Genomic DNA, 19,904 nt, shown 5'->3' with positions numbered 1-19,904 from the left:
TGATCACTAAAAAACTGAACACTGACCACTAATTTATAATATCAAACCCGCAATACGGACGCAATACCTCAGGAATTACGATTCCTTCCGGAGTTTGGTAGTTTTCCAAAATTCCAGCCAAAACTCTTGGCAAAGCCAATGAACTTCCGTTTAAAGTGTGTGCTAATTGGTTTTTTCCGTCTTTGTCTTTGAAACGCAACTTCAAGCGATTGGCTTGAAAAGTTTCAAAATTAGAAACCGAACTGATTTCCAACCAACGATCTTGCGCGGTAGAAAAAACTTCGAAATCATACGTCAATGCTGATGTAAAACCCATATCGCCTCCACAAAGACGCAATATCCTATATGGTAATTTCAATTCCTGAAGAATATTTTTCACGTGTTCTACCATTCCGTCTAAAGCTTCGTATGATTTATCCGGATGTTCTACACGAACGATTTCCACTTTGTCAAATTGATGCAAACGGTTTAATCCTCTTACATGCGCACCATAAGAACCTGCTTCACGACGGAAACAAGGCGTGTAAGCCGTTGTTAAAACGGGCAATTCATTTTCGTTTAAGATTACATCACGAAACAAATTCGTCACTGGAACCTCCGCCGTTGGAATTAAGTATAAATCATCGGTAGCATCGTGGTACATTTGTCCTTCTTTGTCCGGCAATTGTCCCGTTCCGTAAGCAGATGCTTCGTTTACCATGTGCGGAACCTGAACTTCATTGTAACCGGCAGCAGTATTTTTATCCAAGAAATAATTGATCAAGGCGCGTTGTAATCGTGCTCCTTTTCCTTTATAAACCGGGAATCCAGCGCCAGTAATTTTTACTCCAAGTTCAAAATCGATGATGTCGTATTTTTTCACCAATTCCCAATGCGGTTGTGCTCCTTCGTGCAAAACCGGAATTTCACCTTCTTCAAAAACGTTTAGGTTTTCCTCAGGTGTTTTACCAACTGGAACAATATCTGCCGGAAGATTGGGTAACGTATATAATTTCTCTAAAAGTTCAGCGGCAAGTACATCGGCAGTTTCAGCCAACTTCTTGCTTTTCTCTTTTAATAAAACTGTTTTTTCTTTTAGAATTGCGGCTTTAGATTTCTCTCCGCCTTTCATCAATTCGCCAATGTCTTTGGATAATTTATTAGATTCGGATAAAATCCCGTCTAACTCCACTTGCGTAGCGCGACGTTTTTCGTCCAGTTGTACCACTTCTTCAACAACACTTGTAGCATCGATGTTTCTCTTTGCCAAAGCCTTGATTACTTTTTCCTGATTCTCTCTAATAAATGCGATTTGTAACATAGCTTGATTTTTTTAACGCTAACTTATATAATAATGGAAGCAAATTTAAGGAAATGTTTGATAGAAACGGGACAAAGTTTACCCAAAAGTCGCAAGTCTTAAAGTCTTAAAGTCAAATACACCGACTATTACCAGATTATTATTGCATTTGATTTACAATCAATAGAATAAAGTCAGAAACCAACTAAACGCAATAAAAACGAGACTTTAAAAACTTTAAGACCTTAGACTTTTGACTTTAGATTACTCTCTTTTAATCTCATGACCCACAAATTCTTCTAAGGTTGCAAACATATCGTCAACCGAAAGCACTTCGAAGTCTGGATGCTTTTTTAAAAAATTAGCATTCAAAGTAATCAGGTTTTCTTCTATTTCGAAAAAAGTATCGTTGTTTAGCAAATCTCTGGTAGGATTTACGCCTTCCAGTTTCCCTTTCAGGAATTTATTGAGCTTTACACTGCTCATTAATTTTACTTTTTTGGATTGTTGTTGGAACAATTCCAAATGCTTTTCGGCGCCAATTAATGCCAAACCTTCTTCTATCAATTCGTTCAATTCCTTATCCCAACTCGAATTATATACAAATTGAGCAAAATTTCCCTCCGTATATTGTGACGTATAATAATCTAAATAATAACTCATTAAAGCATCTTCGTGAATCAAATCATCGTTAACCCCTTCCTCACGCATTAAATTGATTACCGAAATATTAGAGTGAATTACATCTTGGAGATTTTCACTGTTCATTGCAGTTTCTGAAATAATTATTCTACCGAATTCCATAGATTTTGTGTTTGAATATTTGCTGCAAATTTCGGGTAAAATAGTGAGGAATCGAAAAGTTTTTTTCAGCCACGGATTACACAGATTAGCACAGATTGATTAGCGCTACCATTTAACTGACATCAGATTCGTTACTACTCTTTTTCTGATTCATTTTTGCAACTAAAGCTTTCAAACGCAAGGCTTTTTCTTTTTTCTCCTCTTGAAGTTTAGCCTTTTTTCGTTTCAACAATTTGGCATGTAAAGCCTTATTATTGGTGTTTTTTTCGGGTCCTTTTGCCATAATTTACAGTCTTCATTAATTGCGTTTACAAATATAAAAAAAGCACCTCTCTTTCTGGATGTGTTATCTATAAAACAGAAAATATCTTTTAAAAAAATAAACTATCTTAGCCTTATGAAAATGAAAGAGTCTATACAAATGAAATTAGCGGAATTTTTGACATTATGCAAAAGTCATAATGTTAAAAATATTTATGCTTTTGGCTCTGCTGTGACTGAAAATTTCAATGATGAATCCAGTGATATTGATTTACTAATCGAAATTGATACCGAAGACCCTATCGAGCGTGGGGAAAATTTGATGGATATTTGGGACAAACTCGAAGAATTTTTTCAAAGAAAAGTTGATTTATTGACCCATTCATCCATTAAAAATCCAATTCTTAGAAAAAATATAGACACTACAAAAATTTTACTTTATGACGGAAAAAAGCAAAAAGTATCTTTCTGATGTCTTAATGGCAAATTGTTTCTTTTTCATTCATATCAATTAATATCCAAGGAAATTTATCTGGATTTGTGCAAGTTCCACTTGATATTTCGCAGCTTTCATCTTCTAATATATCTTTTATTTTTAAGATTGTTGCATCTCTTGTGCAATAGCATTTTTCACAATCATCATCTAAACTTAAATTGTGATATTCTTTTTCGTGTTCAGTTATGAATCGATTTATCCAACCCATATTAGGAAAAACTAATTTCACTTTTTCGTTATCTAATTTAATACAATCATTTTTTATCCTCCATTCTCTTTCCCACGTAAAATCTGATCTCCCTTCTTTATTTGGGTCATATGTTACAAATCTCCAATTCAAGTTAGGATTATTTTCCTCTAAATTATATTCATCTCTATGTGAGTAAATTACTGGTCTACCATTGAGATTGTATATGTCTTTTTTTGTTAGTTGAAATCCAAATGGAGTATATCTTGAGAAATATTTTTTGTCAAGTGTTCCGTTAATTGTTAAACATTTTGCAGGAATCTCTGTGAAACAAATGCATTTATGTTTTCCTAGAATCATTCCATTTCCACTGTTCAATGTTTTATATTTTATTATTCTTTTGAATGATAGGTATGCTTCTTCATAATCTAAAGGGTTATTTTTCCCTCTTGTAAAATGAATTATATTACTACAATGATCAATTCTTGCCATTTTTAGTCGTTGATTTTTTTACTTAATTATTGCATATTTAAATTGATGCTCGAAATGATTGCAACTTAAATTTTCAAGCTCCTCCAATATTTCTCCTTTAGCCCAATTTTCTTTAATAAACTCTTCAACAACTTTATATGTTATGTTCATACTATTTTCTCCTGCAAAATTTAAAACTTTACTTCTTTCATTTTCTGATATGAAACATCTTATCACAACTGTTTCATATTGTTCAATTTGTAATTCAGGATTTATAAATAATTTATTTCTATTTCCAAAAAATGGAGATGATGCTTTTTGAAGGCATTCAACAAAATCTCTATGAGTTGTAATTTCTAATTCTAATGTTTCATTTGAAGTCAATAATTTATGCTGAATAGTTTTTTTCATAATTTTATATATTCTTTTTAGGATGATTTTAGATTAAATCTAATTTACTGTAATGTGTTTTTTTATTTATGATTTCAAAAATTATTTCATTTACTAATTTATCATCTAAACTAGATCTAAATATTTCATAAAAACCTTTATTGAACAACAAAATATTAAAATCCCATTTATCAAAATATTTTTCAAAAAAACCCAACGACCAAGGTAACTTAGGATTTTGGCTTAATTTTTTCCAATTCCATTTTTCAATATGCTCATCTATAAATTTTTCACTCCAAGGTAATCCTTGATTTTCACTTAAATTATCCCATTCCCAATTGTCAATATACTTATTGATAAAGTTTTCTGACCAAGGTAATTTTGAATTTTTACTTAAATAAAACCAACTCCATTTTTCAAGATATTTTTCAATAAAATTTTCATTCCAAGCTAAACCTTCATTATTACTTAAGCTAAGTTCTGGATTAGCCCAATGATGTCCCCAACTTAATTTCATTTCATTTTTTTCGATAAATTCTTCAGACCATTGAAAGCTTTTATTTGTACTAAAATATTTCCAAGCCATCTTAATACTTTCTTTTTTATCTTCTTCGGGTAGAAAATTTTCATATAATTCCAATACTTCTTTAAGTAAAGAATCAGTCCAATCGATTCCTTCATTTCTAAACAAATATGAAAAACCTATTTGATCAATTTTCTTTTTAATTCTTTCAATATTCCAATCTACAGATGGATTTTTACTTAAATTCCAGAATGACAAGTTTTTTAATTTAAAATATTTATTCATTATATGTTCAGGACATTCAAAAGATTCATTTGAACTCAAACCTAAAAAATCAAATTTAAACTTATCAATAATTTCTTCTGTCCAATCTAATTTTACAGTACTAGAAAATCCAGGCCAATTAATATAATTTTTAAATTTTTCTATATCATCTAATGTCCATTTAATAGATTCATTTGTTGAAATTGATTTTATATTTGAATTATCGATAATATATCCACGTACTTTAACTTTTTTTCCATAGTTACATAGTTTTGAGTTTATATCCCAGCACCATTTATCTTTGTATTTATCAATTAATTGGGCTGACCAATTGATATTATTATTGTTTGATAAAAAAGACCAATCAAAGTTGTTAATATTTTTGTCGATTGTTTCTATATTAAATGAATAGAAATGTGATAATAGGTTTATTGAGAAGTTATTTTTACTGCCTAAAAATATCAGTAAATCTTTTATTTTTTTAAGTTCTTGATTTGTTATTCTTAAACCTAATATTTTCTCTCCAATAGCAATTTGTTTCTCAATTTTTGCTAATGAAATATTTACAGAAATTAAAGATTTGTTATTTTCTTCCATATTCTAAATAGTTATTTCGTGTTCTAGTTCTTCAAGAATTCTATTAAATTCTTCTTTCGTATCTTCAAAATAATTATCCCAATTTTTAATATGACTTATCTTGTTGAAGGCATCGGTATTCTTAATTGATAATAACATTTCTTCTAATTCATTACGTTTACGAATTAAATTTTCACGAATTATTTTAAGTTTATCTTTTTGGTCTATCGTTTCGCCTTGAGATTTAAAAAATCCTTTTTCCAAATCATTTAAAATTTGATTTACTTTTTCGAGGTTATTATTATCGTAGGCGTTTTTTAAATCGGTAAATATTTTGGTTGCCAATTCTTTTTGGTCTTCCGTTACTTTGTCAGGATGGCAAAGTTTAGTTGCTTTACGATAATTTTTCTTTAGTTCATTTTGTTTTTCTTCATCTAAAACAAAAGGTTTTGGTTCGTTTAATTTATCGTTATATGACTTTGAGAAATCTTCATAGTCAAATTTTGCTTCTTCGTATTCTTGCTGTTTTTGTTTATCTTCTCTTGATTCTTTGGCAATTTTCTCGGCTACAACTTTTTTATAATGAAGAATTTTAGTTATTAACCCCCCTAATTCTTCATTATATTTTAATTCAAAACTTCTGATATTCTTTTCTATATCCGTTTTTTCGTCTGACAAACTAGAAATTTGATATTCAAGACTTCTAATTTCTAACTGTAATGCCGGAATTTCAGGGTCATTGTAAATACTTATTTTTTTGAATTCACTGGTGAAATTTTGAATTAAAACTACGGCTTGACTGAATTCTTTTTTTGAACAATGATTTAATATAATGGTTAATGAGTCAAGTTTTTTATCCGAATGATTTTTAGGAATCAAGTTTTTAGTTTTATCAATTTGATAATTAATATCTTCTAAATCTTCGAGCTTAATTACATTTACTAATGTTTCCAATCGTATAACAATCTTCATCCAATCTATTTCGGCATTTGGATTATAATACTTGTCTTTTATCTTGTCAAATTCCTGATTGAAATCCAAAATGAGATTGTAATCTTCTTCAATTACTGTTATGCTTTCGTGATTTGACTTGGCTTTCTGTGTCCAGTTATAAGACCCAAAAATTAAAATAGTATTGTCAATGATACAAAATTTGTTGTGCATCAAAGGCGCATAAGCACCTTCTTTGCCTATCCAAAATATTTGTCCTCCATTGTTTGTTAAATCTCGATATTTTATATTGCTATCGTGATTTATTTCGTGATTTGCCATAAGTAATTCAACTTGAATTCCTTCTTTGGCTTTTTCGCAAAGAATATCAAATAGTTTCGTGTCTGTAAACCAAGCAACCGCAATTCTAATACTTATCTTAGAAGTTTTTAAATTGGTTTCGATGTGTTTATGTATTTTCTCGAAGTAGGCTTGTGATTTCATTAAGTTCTTTTGGTTCTATTTATTATTCTTAATATGTGTTTTTGTAATTAGGAAAGTATTGCAAACGTTACCGCACTTTGTGATATTTGTTTTTAGAAGAGAGTGTTTTCTGCTAAACTAAAACACAAACTAAAAAGGAAATCCACTAAAGTCCAAATCTGCCAAGTGCTGTAACAGAAGTACTAATTATTTAGTTCCACTTCTTCGAATTCAATCCAAAAATTTATCAAGTCAGCAATCGTTATAAGAGAAAATATTTTTTCGCCTTGGTAATTTTTAAGATTTAGCGAATTCCAAATAGGATCTGGGCAATTATTTACGTTTATAGATATTCCCGAATGACCAAAGCCATTTCTAATTTGTCTAGCAAATTGGCAAATTGAATTTGCTTTTTCCATTTTAGAATATTTTGTCACAACAAAATTTTTAATATTCTCTTCCCACCAATTAATAAATTGTGTTTCAATAACACTTGATAATTGTTCGTGCTCATATACTAAATCAATAATTCTTTGATTATTTGCTACAGCAGATACATCAAAATCATCTATTTTAATTTGTCTTTCAATTTCAAATGTGTCTGAATTACTGAAATTTATTAGGTTTGAATTGAAACAAACAATTCGATTAGAAATTTTATTCTCAAGTAATAAGATTCCATTAAATGGATTAGGATTGCTATTTACATTAAAAATTTCTCTTGTTACCAAATCAGCTTGTTTAATGATAACTTTAAGTTGCTTATAAAACGAGTGTTCAGATGTAATCTGATATTTTTCTATAGAATGTATTTCGTTTATTATTTTCATTTATAAATGGCAATTTCTAAAAGCTAATTACGCACAATTTATTGATTTACACTATTTCTACAACTCAAAAATTAAAAAAATCTTGTTATTTTTTAGAAAAGCTTGTGTTTAGTTTTTAATTCTTTTGTCAAATTTATGAAGAAGAAAACACATTACTTTATGGGAAACCGTATTGCAACGATATTTTTTTAATTATTTCCAAATATAATAAAATTAAGACGCTTTTAAGCGTCCGTCAAAAATATTTTTGTTTTGACCTTTGAATATGATTTCAGAGGAAAGTTTTATTATAAATCTTGGCGTATTTATTAGGCAAATAAGAGAAAGAAAAAATCTATCTCAACAAAGTCTAGCGGATATAAGCGATTTACCTAAAACCACCATAGGCAGAATCGAAAGAGCAGAAATAAACACCACCATTAGAACTTTAGTAAAAATTGCCAACGCTCTAGAAATCGAGCCAAAAGAGTTGCTCAATTTTCAAATAAAATAACTTTTACGTTATTCCTTATTTTGTTATTTCCCTACAAATTTGATTGTAAATATCGTCCGTACCTACGGCACTTTATGAATATATCGTCAAATGTGGACGGATTAAAATCCATCCCTACAATATATGCCGAGCCTACGGCTCTTATAGGTGCGTAAAAGTTCCATAGGAACAATTCATATTGTAGCAACGGATTTTAATCCGTTGGCAGGTATAAAATAAAAGGAATAAAGTTCCGTAGGAACGACACATATAGACACAACATATAAAAAATAAAACACCTCGATAAATCAATTTTTGGTGTTTGTTTTAAAATTATAATTTATTTTGTTGAAAAACATATTAAATTATTGAAAAAAATTCTGATAATTTAGGAATCCCCTAGCCCCGATAGCAGTGGAAATCCTTTCTATTTTTTCTTTAAAAATAGAAAGATTGCAACGGATAGCGGGAAATAGCTTCAAATAAAAATTCTATTGCTTATTTTTGCACTCAATAAAATTGAATCATGATACAGAATCCAAAAAGATATACGATTACAGCGGCATTGCCTTATACGAACGGACCGATTCACATTGGCCATTTGGCGGGTGTTTACGTGCCTTCGGACATTTATTCCAGATATTTAAGATTGCAGGGAAGAGACGTTTTGTTTGTTTGCGGAAGTGACGAACACGGCGTGGCGATTTCGATGAAAGCCAAAAAAGAAGGCATTACGCCACAGGAAGTGATTGATAAATATGATGGAATAATCCGTAAATCGTTCTCTGATTTTGGAATTTCATTCGATAATTATTCCAGAACTTCGTCTAAAATCCATCACGATACGGCTTCGGAATTTTTCAGAAAACTGTATGACCAAGGTGATTTTATCGAAGAAGTGACTGAGCAATTGTATGATGCAAAAGCAGATCAATTCTTGGCAGACCGTTTTGTGGTGGGAACTTGCCCTAAATGTGGCAACGAAGAAGCATACGGTGATCAATGTGAAAAATGTGGTTCGACTTTGAACGCTACGGATTTAATCAATCCAAAATCGACAATTACGGGAGAAACTCCTATTTTGAAATCGACGAAACACTGGTTTTTGCCTTTGGACCGTTATGAAGATTTCTTGAAAGAATGGATTCTCGTTGGACATAAAAATGACTGGAAACCGAATGTTTACGGACAAGTAAAATCCTGGATTGACGGTGGATTAGAGCCTCGTGCGGTAACTCGTGACTTGGATTGGGGAATCGATGTTCCGGTTGAAGGTGCCGAAGGAAAAAAATTATACGTGTGGTTTGATGCGCCGATTGGCTACATTTCATCTACGAAAGAATGGGCTTTGCGTGAAGGAAAAGATTGGGAACCGTACTGGAAAGACAAAGACACGAAACTGGTGCACTTTATTGGGAAAGACAATATTGTTTTCCATTGCATTATTTTTCCTGCGATGTTGAAAGCCGAAGGAAGTTATATTTTACCAGACAATGTTCCTGCAAATGAGTTCTTAAATTTAGAAGGGAACAAATTATCTACTTCTAAAAACTGGGCAGTTTGGTTGCATGAATATTTGGAAGATTTCCCAAATCAGCAAGATGTTTTACGTTATGCTTTGACATCGAATGCGCCGGAAACGAAGGATAATGATTTTACCTGGAAAGATTTTCAGGCGAGAAACAATAATGAATTGGTAGCGATTTACGGGAATTTCATTAATCGCGTGGTGGTGTTGACCAATAAATATTACAACGGAATTGTACCGCAACCAAACGAACTTTCGGAAGTGGACGAAGCGACTTTGACGGAATTGAAAGCATATCCAGCGGTGATTTCGAGTTCTGTAGAACGTTATAGATTCCGTGAAGCGTTGAGTGAATTGATGAACGTGGCGCGTTTAGGAAATAAATACTTGGCTGACGAAGAGCCTTGGAAAGTCATCAAAGACAATCCGGAGCGCGTGCAAACGCAAATGTATGTGGCCTTGCAAATTGCCGCAGCACTAAGTTCACTTTGCGAACCTTTCCTACCATTTACAGCAAAAAAATTGTCAAGAATTTTAAAAATAGAAAGTCCGTTAAACTGGAATACTATCGCTCAAACTTCTGATTTAATTCCGGCTGGACACCAAATTGGTGAAGCTGAATTGCTTTTCGCCAAAATTGAAGACGAGGAAATCCAGAAACAAATAGACAAACTGGAAGCTACAAAAACCGCCAATACTGCCGAAAACAAAAAAGCAGAACCACAAAAAGAGGCGATTCAATTTGAAGATTTTGCCAAAATGGACATCCGTGTAGGAACGATTCTGGAAGCCGAAAAAATGCCAAAAGCCAACAAGCTTTTGATTTTAAAAGTAGATACCGGAATTGATGTTCGCACAATAGTTTCAGGAATTGCCGAGAGTTTTTCACCGGAAGAAATCATAGGGAAACGCGTGACTGTTTTAGTGAATTTGGCTCCAAGAAACCTTCGTGGCGTGGAAAGTCAAGGGATGATTTTGATGACTACAAATGCTGAAGGAAAACTGGTTTTTGTAAATCCTGATACAGATGGCGTTGCGAATGGGGAGACGATAAATTAAAAAAATAACCGCGGATTCGCTGATTATTTTTTATCAATCTGTGAATCTGCGGTAAAATAAATAAAAATGAACCTAAAAGTAATTGCCTTCGATGCCGATGATACCTTATGGATCAACGAAACCTATTTTGATGAAACCGAGAAAAAATTCTGTGGATTGATGGAAGATTATCTTTCGCATCAAGGAATTTCCCAAGAACTTTTCAAGGTGGAAATCGACAATTTGAAATTGTATGGTTACGGCATAAAAGGCTATATCCTTTCGATGATTGAAGCGGCGATGAGAATTTCTAACAATACCATTCCTATCGAAATCATTGAGAAAATCATCCAATACGGAAAAGAATTACTCGAAAAACCGATTGTTTTATTGGATGGTGTAGAGGAAACGCTGGAAGCTTTGAAAGGCAAATACAAATTGGTTGTTGCCACCAAAGGAGACTTATTGGATCAACGCCGAAAACTGCACAATTCAGGATTGGGTCATTATTTTCACCATATCGAGGTGATGTCAGACAAGCAAGAAATTGACTATTCGGATTTGATCAAACGATTGGAAATAAAACCTTCCGAATTTTTTATGATTGGAAACTCTTTAAAATCGGATGTCTTACCGGTTTTAGCCATTGGCGGACACGCCGTTCACATTCCGTTTCACACGACTTGGGCACACGAAAAAATTGACCATAAAGTAGAACATGAGAATTTCAGTGCTTTCGAAAATATAACTGATGTTTTAAAGAGATTGGAATAATGAAACGCATTTGGAAATAATTGCTAAAGTAGGCTAGAGTTAAGCGATTAGAGAACGTGTTAAAAAGGCATTCTTAATCCAAAAACACCTCCATAATTGCTTAAATAAGCAACATTTCAAGTATGAAATCACATGTTTTTCTGTTATTTGATAATTTTTTTAAAAATAAATATTTTCTTATGTTATTTTTAAAATATTGATATACAGCGTCTTGATTTAAAAAACTACTTTTTATTATTATAGAATAATTATTAATTATTACATAATTAACTGTTTGAATTTTTTTATAAAATATTGTGATGTATTTTTGCATTAAATAAAAATTGAAACAATATGAAAAAAATCATACTTACTTTAGTATTTGCTTCTGCAATGACCACTTTGAGTGCTCAAACAGAAACTGTAAAAAGCACAGAAGATGGCTTTAACAAATGGTCAGTTGAATTAGCCGGTGGTTTTAACAAACCACAAAGACCAATGACTTCAGGTTATGCAACAACATTAATAAGCCCTTACGTTGTTGATTTAGGAGTTCGTTACATGTTTAACAACAAATTCGGTTTGAAAGCTGATCTTGGTTTAAACAGTTTCACAGGAAAAAAGGAATCTGTTGATTTCGACACTAAGTACTACAGAGTAGACTTACAGGGTGTTGCTAACTTAGGAAGAATCATGAATTTTGAAACTTGGACCCAATCAATTGGTTTATTAGGTCATGCTGGTTTCGGTTTATCAATGTTAGAAAGAAAAGAGCCTTCTTACCTAAAAGACAGAATGGGTAACTTCATGGCTGGTTTAACTGGTCAAATCAAATTAACGGACAGAATTGCATTAACAGGAGATTTTACAACAATTCTTAATGCGAAACAAAATCTTGCTTTTGATGGCGCTAGCTCATCAAGCACTAGAGGTTTCGGTGGAATTCTTTTTAACGGTACTGCAGGTATAACAGTTTACTTAGGTAAAAATGTAAAACATGCTGACTGGGTTCTTGATAATGAAGATAGATTCAATGTTATAGACAATAGACTTACAGCTATCGAAACAAAGATGCTTGATGCTGACAATGACGGAGTAGCTGATTATTTGGATCAAGAGCCAAATACTGCTGCAGGTGCAATGGTTGATACTAAAGGTAAATCAGTTGATAAAAACAACAATAACGTTCCTGATGAAACTGAAGCTTACATCTTGAAAAATTATGTTAGTAAAACTGATGATACTACTACTGTATACGATAACGAATTGATTAAAAGTTTAATTAATGGTGGTTATGTAGCTGTTTATTTTGATTTCGATAAATCTAAACCAACTAATGTTTCTACTGAAGGTATCGATTTTATCTTAACGTATTTGAGAAACAATCCTTCTGCTTCAGTTGACATTATTGGTCATGCTGACGAATTAGGAAGATCTGCATACAATGATAAATTATCTAATGCAAGAGCTGCTAATGTAAAAAACACCTTAGTAAAAGCTAATATTGATGCATCAAGATTGAATGTAATTGCTGCTGGTGAAGATACTTCAGTTGATAAAGCTTCAGAAAATGCAAGAAAATTAGTTAGAAGAGTTACTTTCACAGTAAAATAAGCTACTTTTTTTATCACAAAAAAGCCCTAGAAGAAATTTCTTTTTAGGGCTTTTTTTATGTCTAATAATTTCCGTTTTAAGAATTACAGCATAATCAATTTTATTATCCGTTCACAATAAAAGTCCCTAAAAAATGAATTTAAGGATTAAGAATAGCTGTATTTTTAAACCATAACTAAACCACTATGGACTGAAAGTCCATAGATTTGGTTGGCAGACTTAAAGTCTGCACGGTTATAACACTTATTTATTAGCCACAAATTACGCAAATTAACACGAATTAATTTACGAAAATTCGTCCAATTCGTGACTAAAACATTTTTAGAAGCTAAAGCGAAATGCACTAAAGTACATAGTTTTAACTATTTTTGGGACCAATAAAATTACAAAATCTTGAAAACACTTTTAGATATAGAGAACTGGTCTAGAAAGGAGCATTTCCATTTTTTTAGACAATTTGAAGAACCTTTTTTTGGTGCAACCGTAGAAATTGATTGTACCAAAGCCTATGCTACCGCAAAATCGCTGAACGCTTCCTTTTTTACCTACTATTTACAAAAAACGTTGGTTGCAGTCAATACCACCGAATCATTTCGCTACAGGATTTCGGATGACCAAATATATATTTATGACCAAATTAATGCTTCTGCAACTATTGGCCGTGAAGATGGCAGTTTCGGATTTTCTTTAATCGAATACAACTCTGATTTTGCTGTTTTTACTGCGACTGCATTGGCGGAGATTGAAAGAATACAAAACACGACCGGTCTTTTCACCCGAACATTTGAAGATGATAATGTAATCCATTTTTCGGCGATTCCTTGGTTGAATTTTACTTCATTATCACATGCCCGAAGTTATACTTTCCCGGATAGCTGCCCGAAGATTTCTTTTGGAAAAATGAAAATTGCTAAAAACGGCAAGAGAACCATGCCAATGTCAATTCATGTACATCATGGATTAGTAGATGGCTTACATTTAGGACAATTTGTAGATTATTTTCAAGAAATTATGAATCAGTAGATTAAGTATTTTGTAACTTTACTTAAAACTTACTGCCATGCTATCAAAAAATATAGAACACGCGCTGAACAATCAGATTCGAATTGAAGCTGAATCATCCCAAACCTATCTTTCTATGGCTTCATGGGCCGAAACCCATGGTTTGGAAGGGATTTCGAAATTTATGTATGCACAATCCGATGAGGAGCGTACACACATGCTTAAGTTGGTGAAATATATAAACGAGCGTGGCGGTCATGCTCGAGTTTCTGAATTGAAAGCACCAAAAACGAGCTATGAAACCTTCAAAGAAATGTTTGAAGAACTGTACAAACATGAAATTTTTGTTTCTGATTCGATTAACGAATTGGTTCACATTTCCTTTTCTGAAAAAGATTATGCCACACACAACTTTTTACAATGGTACGTAGCCGAACAAATTGAAGAAGAAGCCCAAGCTAAACTTATTTTGGATAAAATAAACCTAATTGGTGATGATAAAGGTGGTTTGTATTTATTTGACAGAGATATTCAGCAGCTGACTTTAAACAGTGCTACATCTAAAGGCTCTAAATAGCGAAACACTCTTTGGAATAAATAGTGTAACTTGATTTTAATGCTGCCGAAATTGAGTAAAAAGGATAAAAAGAAGGAAAAGAAAAAGGATAAAAAAAAACTCCTTAAAAACGGATCTGCTAAAGAAAACCTCAAGTCAAAGTGTTGCGAAAAATATAAAAAAGGGGAAGACAAACGCTGCAAAAACTGCCCTAAGTTTGATTTACGCAAAAAAAAATAGTGGTCAGTGATTAGTCGCAGTCCACACTTTAGTTAAAAAAAACCACCGATGATTATCCTACCTTGTGGACACAAGTATAAATAAGAACACAGACGACACCGATTATGCGGATTTACACTGATTTTATAGGTTAATATGTAAAAAAGTTAAACACGAATTTCACTAATTTACACGAATTAATTCGTGTAAATTAGTGAAATTCGTGTTTAAATATTCGATCCAATATTTGTGCCCAGACGGTATAGGATGATTATCGATGGCTTTTTTTGTTTGGTTTTCAATCACAGTTTGCAACATTACAATAACTGTAAACTGGGACTGATCACTAAATACTGAATACTGATCACTGGATATTATTTCCCTAAAAGCATTACCTCATTGACCACTACTTCGGTAACATAGCGTTTCTCGCCATTTTTATCATCATAACTTCTATGGGTCAGTTTCCCTTCAACGGCAATTTCTTTGCCTTTAGTAACATATTTTTCTATGATTTCGGCAGTTTTTCCCCAAGCTACAAGTTTGTGCCATTGGGTTTCTTCTACTTTTTCTCCTTTGTCATTTTTGTAGCTTTCGTTTGTAGCTAATGTAAAATTGGCTAATTTTTTTCCTCCTTCAAAAGTTTTGATTTCCGGATCATTTCCTACGTGTCCAATTAACTGTACTTTGTTTCTTAATGCATTCATGGCGTATACTATTTAAATGTTAGTGTATGTTTTGTTGAAGTGTTCTTTCAAATCAACATTGCAAAGATGCGATGACTTCCAAAAAGTATTCGGTTACTAACTGTTTACTTTCGGTTGTAACTATTTGTAACCGTTTGTAAATGGAAAAATTTATATATATTTGATGAAAATCAAATTCTTATGCAGGCCAAAATAAAAAAAGTAGAATTACGAAATCTAGAATTTGACGACTATAAGCAGTTAAAAAAATCTATGGTGGAATCTTATCCGGAAATGGCAGATTCATATTGGAAAGAACAAGATATTGAGAAATTACTTGGTCTATTTTCTGAAGGACAATTAGTAATTTTAGCAGACGGAAAAGTGGTGGGCGCTGCACTATCATTAATTGTGGACGAAATTTTAGTTGATAAAAATCCTAATTACGCTAAAATAACCGGAAATTTTACTTTCTCGACACACAATCCAAAAGGAGAAATATTGTATGGAATTGATGTATTTATTCATCCTGAGTATAGAGGTTTGCGGCTTGGCAGACGATTGTATGATGCCCGAAAAGAATTGTGTGAAAAATTAAACCTAAAGGCTATCGTTTTTGCCGGAAGGATTCCAAATTATAACAAACACGCTGAAAAGCTGACTCCAAAAAAGTATATCGAAAAAGTAAAACTAAAAGAATTGCATGACCCTGTACTTTCCTTCCAGCTGAGTAATGATTTTCACGTAATGAGAATTATGAAAAACTATCTGGCAGGAGACATCGATTCCAAAGAATTTGCTGTATTATTAGAATGGAACAATATTTATTATGATGAAAGTCCTCAATTAATAAATACCCAAAAAAGTATCATCAGACTTGGATTAATTCAGTGGCAAATGCGCCCGTTAATAAACTTAGAAGCCTTATTTGAACAAGCTGAGTTTTTCATTGATGCCATATCCGGTTATAAAAGTGATTTTGCCCTTTTTCCGGAGTTGTTTATTGCCCCGCTTATGGCAGATTACAATCATTTATCTGAACCTGATGCCATTAGAGAGCTTGCAAAATATGCAGACCCCATTCGCAAAAGATTTCAGGAACTTGCCATCTCTTATAATATTAATATCATTTCAGGAAGTATGCCTTATTTAGAAAATGGCACTTTGTACAATGTTGGTTTTCTTTGTAAAAGAGACGGAACCTCTGAAATGTATTATAAGATTCACATAACTCCAAATGAAGTGCTGCATTGGGGAATGAAAGGCGGCTCACAAATTAGAACTTTTGATACTGATTGTGGAAAAATAGGAATCATGATTTGTTATGACGTTGAATTTCCGGAAATGGCGAGATTAATGGCCGATGAAGAAATGAATATTTTATTTGTACCGTTTTTAACCGATACACAAAGTGGTTATATAAGAGTAAAACACTGTGCGCAAGCCCGAGCCATAGAAAACGAATGTTATGTAGCCATTGCAGGATGTGTCGGAAATCTTCCAAAAGTAAACAACATGGACATTCAATATGCACAAACCGCTGTATTTACACCTTCGGATTTTGCATTCCCTAGCACCGGAATAAAAGCGGAAACCACTCCTAATACTGAAATGACTTTGATTGTAGATGTGGATTTGAATTTACTTAAAGAGCTTCACGAACATGGAAGTGCCAGAATCCTAAAAGACCGTAGAACTGATTTGTATGAAATTAAAAAAATCAATCCATGAAAACCTGCTTAGAATGTGGAGAAAAGATTGTAGGCCGCGAAGACAAAAAGTTTTGCAGTGACGGTTGTCGTAATGCCTACAATAATAAAATAAATAAAGACAGTACTAATTTTATGCGCAACATCAACAATAAGTTGCGCAAAAATTACCGCGTTCTATCTGAACTTAATACCGAAGGAAAATCAAAAACCACCCGAGCAAAACTCCTGAGCAAAGGTTTCGATTTTGAGTTTTTTACTAATATTCTACAAACCAGAACAGGAAATACCTACTATTTTCTGTATGACCAAGGTTACCTACCCTTGGAAAATGATTTTTATATGTTAGTTAAAAAAGATATTTAATCCCACAACCCCCAACCTACCTACCATGAAAAAAGATTACTCCTCTATTTTTGCCAGTTTATTTATCCTAGTAATTCTGGGATTGATTTACTTTACGATGATGCCACATTGGACTTCGGATGATGAAGGCCCACTTTCTGAATTTTCGACAAAAAGAGCTCTGAAGCAAGTGGAAGCCATTTCAAAACAACCCCATTATGTAGGTTCCGAAAATCATGAAATCGTTGCTAATTATCTCCTAAAAGAACTTAACAAGCTTGGATTAGAAACTTCAATTCAGGAAGGATATACCTTGAGCGATTGGGGAAATTTAGTAAAATCAAAAAACATATTAGCTCGAATAAAAGGCACCAATAGTTCTAAAGCTTTGTTGTTACTTTCACATTATGACAGCGCACCTCATTCCTACTCTCCTGGAGCAAGTGATGCCGGCTCAGGCGTAGCAACGATCTTAGAAAGTGTTCGTGCTTTTTTGTATACTAAAACACCACATAAAAACGATATTATTATTTTGTTTTCGGATGCGGAGGAATTGGGATTAAATGGCGCAGCTCTTTTTGTAACCCAACATCAATGGGCAAAAGAAGTGGGTTTGGTGCTCAATTTTGAAGCGCGCGGTTCTTCCGGACCCAGTTATATGTTGATGGAAACCAACAAGGGAAATGCAGGATTGGTGAAAGAATTTGCTGCTGCGAATGCGACTTTTCCCGTTTCTAATTCGTTGATGTACAGCATTTATAAAATGTTACCCAATGATACCGATTTGACCGTTTTCAGGGAACAAGGGAATATTCAAGGGTATAATTTTGCATTCATTGACGATCATTTTAATTATCATACCGCTCAGGACGATATCAATCATTTGAGCAAAAATACCTTAACGCATCAAGGTTCTTATTTGATCCCTTTGCTGAATTATTTTTCGAATGCTGATTTGAAAACTACACAAGCCAGCGAAGATTACGTCTATTTCACCATTCCGTATACTTTTATAAGTTATCCATTCAGTTGGATTTTGCCAATGGTAATAGTCGCACTGGCGTTGTTTATTTTTCTGTTATTTTTAGGAAAAGCCAAACGCATTTTATCATTCAGGGAAATTGGCAGAGGATTTATTCCGTTTTTGGGTTCCCTAATCGTTACCGGATTAATTACTTTTTTGGGATGGAAAACATTATTGAAAGTGTACCCGCAATACAATGACTTACTCAACGGATTTACCTATAATGGTCATGCTTACATTGCCGCTTTTGTTCTTTTGGCTCTAGCGATACCCTTAGCATTTTACAACCGATTTTCTGCCAAAAAGGTAACGATGAATCATTATGTGGCACCATTATTTTTATGGATTATCATCAACGGAGGTCTTACTTTTACTTTACAAGGCGCAGGCTTTTTGATTATTCCAGTTTACTTTGGGCTATTTATTTTTAGTGTTTTTATTGTTACCCAAAGATCTAATAAAACACTAAATCTTGTTTGCAGCATTCCTGCTTTGATTATCATAGTGCCATTTATCCAAATGTTCCCTATCGGTTTGGGATTAAAAGTGCTGTTTGGAAGCACCATTCTTACCGTATTGACCTTCAGTTTATTGTTGCCCGTTTTTGGGGCTTTCGCCAAAAAGGGAATCTGGTCATTTGTGTTTTTTATACTCGCCATAGGCTTTTTTGCGAAAGCACATTCTGAATCAGGATACGAATTTGGAAAAGCCAAATCAAACAGTTTGTTGTACATCTTTAATGCCGATACGAACCAAGCCAACTGGGTAACCTATGATACCAATCTTGATTCCTGGACCAAAGGTTATTTAGGTGAAAACCCGAAAGAAGCTACTGCCATGGAGGACACGCCATTGCCAAGCAAATACAATTCCAAGTTTACTTATCAAGCTGATGCTCCCATAAAAGTATTAGAAAAACCAACTATAGCATTTCTTGAAGACCGAATTGTGGGCAATCAAAGGTATTTGAAAATAAAAATTTCACCGAATCGAAACGTAAACCGTTATGATATTTTTGCCAATGAAAAAATGACAATCAATAATTTTAGGGCTAACGGCGTAACTTCATTAGGCCAAAAAGGTTCTAAATACGAGCGAAACGGAAAGAAAATATTGAGTTATTATGTAGTTGACAATATGCCTTTGGAAATGCAATTTAGCGTCAATGCTGCTACAATTTTGGACATGGAATTAATGGAAAGTTCTTTTGATTTAATGACCAATCCTTTATTTGGAATGGCAAAAAGAGAAAACTGGATGATGCCCACGCCATTTGTTTTGAATGATGCAGTAATTATCAAACAGAAGATAAAACCGAGCCCAAAATTAGTTACAAAACCTTTGGACAATGCCATTATTGATCCTGCTGTAAAAGATAGCTTGACGGTTGTGAAAGACAGTTTAATGTAGTGCAACACTAAAACATCCAAGCTTTTCATTTCGTCTCGTTTTTTTGGAATGGGG

The 19,904-nt window shown here is 33.1% G+C and carries 19 protein-coding genes; 10 read left to right on the top strand and 9 right to left on the bottom strand.

The genetic code is table 11. The features are described 5' to 3' along the window. Positions 1-28: 28 nt before the first annotated feature. The 3 genes from serS to ACNO7W_RS00220 form a co-directional block, all read right to left on the bottom strand. Positions 29-1,300: a serine--tRNA ligase gene (gene serS / locus ACNO7W_RS00230; RefSeq protein WP_143387120.1), complete on the bottom strand. Its 1,272-nt coding sequence runs from the start codon at positions 1,298-1,300 to the stop codon at positions 29-31. Positions 1,301-1,543: 243 nt separating this feature from the next. Next, complete coding sequence (locus ACNO7W_RS00225) at positions 1,544-2,083, bottom strand: hypothetical protein (RefSeq protein WP_417936559.1); 540 nt, start codon at positions 2,081-2,083, stop codon at positions 1,544-1,546. 112 nt (positions 2,084-2,195) lie between these two features. Then, positions 2,196-2,366 (bottom strand): hypothetical protein, encoded by a 171-nt coding sequence (locus ACNO7W_RS00220; protein ID WP_417936558.1) that lies wholly within the window; start codon positions 2,364-2,366, stop codon positions 2,196-2,198. Positions 2,367-2,486: 120 nt separating this feature from the next. On the opposite strand from ACNO7W_RS00220, the gene ACNO7W_RS00215 reads away from it, so the two are divergent. Then, positions 2,487-2,816 (top strand): nucleotidyltransferase family protein, encoded by a 330-nt coding sequence (locus ACNO7W_RS00215; protein ID WP_417936557.1) that lies wholly within the window; start codon positions 2,487-2,489, stop codon positions 2,814-2,816. 4 nt (positions 2,817-2,820) lie between these two features. Here ACNO7W_RS00215 and ACNO7W_RS00210 read toward each other — a convergent pair whose 3' ends face one another. The 5 genes from ACNO7W_RS00210 to ACNO7W_RS00190 form a co-directional block, all read right to left on the bottom strand. Further along, entirely contained in the window at positions 2,821-3,519 is a 699-nt protein-coding gene (locus ACNO7W_RS00210; protein ID WP_417936556.1) for a hypothetical protein, read from the bottom strand. An 18-nt stretch (positions 3,520-3,537) separates the two neighbouring features. After that, positions 3,538-3,909, bottom strand: coding sequence for a hypothetical protein (locus tag ACNO7W_RS00205; RefSeq protein ID WP_417936555.1), 372 nt, complete (start codon positions 3,907-3,909; stop codon positions 3,538-3,540). 28 nt (positions 3,910-3,937) lie between these two features. Beyond that, positions 3,938-5,272 carry a hypothetical protein gene (locus tag ACNO7W_RS00200; RefSeq protein WP_417936554.1) on the bottom strand — a complete coding sequence of 445 codons (1,335 nt, stop codon included), beginning with the start codon at positions 5,270-5,272 and terminating at the stop codon, positions 3,938-3,940. Positions 5,273-5,275: 3 nt separating this feature from the next. Next, positions 5,276-6,685 carry a phospholipase D-like domain-containing protein gene (locus tag ACNO7W_RS00195; protein WP_417936553.1) on the bottom strand — a complete coding sequence of 470 codons (1,410 nt, stop codon included), beginning with the start codon at positions 6,683-6,685 and terminating at the stop codon, positions 5,276-5,278. Between the two features lie 182 nt (positions 6,686-6,867). Further along, positions 6,868-7,494, bottom strand: a complete 627-nt coding sequence (locus ACNO7W_RS00190) for a hypothetical protein (protein WP_417936552.1) — start codon at positions 7,492-7,494, stop codon at positions 6,868-6,870. Positions 7,495-7,759: 265 nt separating this feature from the next. Between ACNO7W_RS00190 and ACNO7W_RS00185 the strand changes: the two genes are divergently transcribed. From ACNO7W_RS00185 to ACNO7W_RS00160, 6 genes are all read left to right on the top strand, one after another. Then, on the top strand, positions 7,760-7,987 hold the full coding sequence (locus ACNO7W_RS00185; protein WP_417936551.1) for a helix-turn-helix domain-containing protein: 228 nt from the start codon (positions 7,760-7,762) through the stop codon (positions 7,985-7,987). Between the two features lie 505 nt (positions 7,988-8,492). After that, positions 8,493-10,553 (top strand): methionine--tRNA ligase, encoded by a 2,061-nt coding sequence (gene metG / locus ACNO7W_RS00180; protein WP_417936550.1) that lies wholly within the window; start codon positions 8,493-8,495, stop codon positions 10,551-10,553. Between the two features lie 66 nt (positions 10,554-10,619). Then, positions 10,620-11,306: an HAD family hydrolase gene (locus ACNO7W_RS00175; protein ID WP_417936549.1), complete on the top strand. Its 687-nt coding sequence runs from the start codon at positions 10,620-10,622 to the stop codon at positions 11,304-11,306. Positions 11,307-11,639: 333 nt separating this feature from the next. Further along, the gene (locus tag ACNO7W_RS00170) at positions 11,640-12,899 is read left to right on the top strand and encodes an OmpA family protein (RefSeq protein WP_417936548.1); all 1,260 of its coding nucleotides are present in this window, start codon (positions 11,640-11,642) and stop codon (positions 12,897-12,899) included. Positions 12,900-13,292: 393 nt separating this feature from the next. After that, on the top strand, positions 13,293-13,922 hold the full coding sequence (locus tag ACNO7W_RS00165) for a CatA-like O-acetyltransferase (protein WP_417936547.1): 630 nt from the start codon (positions 13,293-13,295) through the stop codon (positions 13,920-13,922). A gap of 37 nt (positions 13,923-13,959) precedes the next feature. Continuing rightward, positions 13,960-14,478, top strand: coding sequence for a ferritin (locus ACNO7W_RS00160; protein ID WP_131914494.1), 519 nt, complete (start codon positions 13,960-13,962; stop codon positions 14,476-14,478). 572 nt (positions 14,479-15,050) lie between these two features. Here the strand turns inward: ACNO7W_RS00160 and ACNO7W_RS00155 are convergent. Further along, positions 15,051-15,383, bottom strand: a complete 333-nt coding sequence (locus ACNO7W_RS00155; RefSeq protein WP_417936546.1) for a single-stranded DNA-binding protein — start codon at positions 15,381-15,383, stop codon at positions 15,051-15,053. A gap of 180 nt (positions 15,384-15,563) precedes the next feature. Between ACNO7W_RS00155 and ACNO7W_RS00150 the strand changes: the two genes are divergently transcribed. Genes ACNO7W_RS00150 through ACNO7W_RS00140 form a run of 3 tightly spaced genes read left to right on the top strand, consistent with a single transcriptional unit; the run spans position 15,564 to position 19,850 of the window. After that, positions 15,564-17,093 (top strand): GNAT family N-acetyltransferase, encoded by a 1,530-nt coding sequence (locus ACNO7W_RS00150; protein ID WP_417936545.1) that lies wholly within the window; start codon positions 15,564-15,566, stop codon positions 17,091-17,093. After that, positions 17,090-17,437, top strand: a complete 348-nt coding sequence (locus tag ACNO7W_RS00145; RefSeq protein ID WP_417936544.1) for a hypothetical protein — start codon at positions 17,090-17,092, stop codon at positions 17,435-17,437. Before ACNO7W_RS00150 ends, ACNO7W_RS00145 begins: the two co-directional genes overlap by 4 nt. A 25-nt stretch (positions 17,438-17,462) precedes the next feature. Then, the gene (locus ACNO7W_RS00140) at positions 17,463-19,850 is read left to right on the top strand and encodes a M28 family peptidase (protein WP_417936543.1); all 2,388 of its coding nucleotides are present in this window, start codon (positions 17,463-17,465) and stop codon (positions 19,848-19,850) included. Positions 19,851-19,904 lie beyond the last annotated feature (54 nt).

The sequence above is a fragment of the Flavobacterium sp. ZB4R12 genome, assembly GCF_048276375.1.
Lineage (GTDB): Bacteria > Bacteroidota > Bacteroidia > Flavobacteriales > Flavobacteriaceae > Flavobacterium > Flavobacterium gawalongense.
The sequence above is the reverse complement of the archived record's forward strand: the minus strand, read 5'-3'. Positions and strand labels throughout refer to the sequence as shown.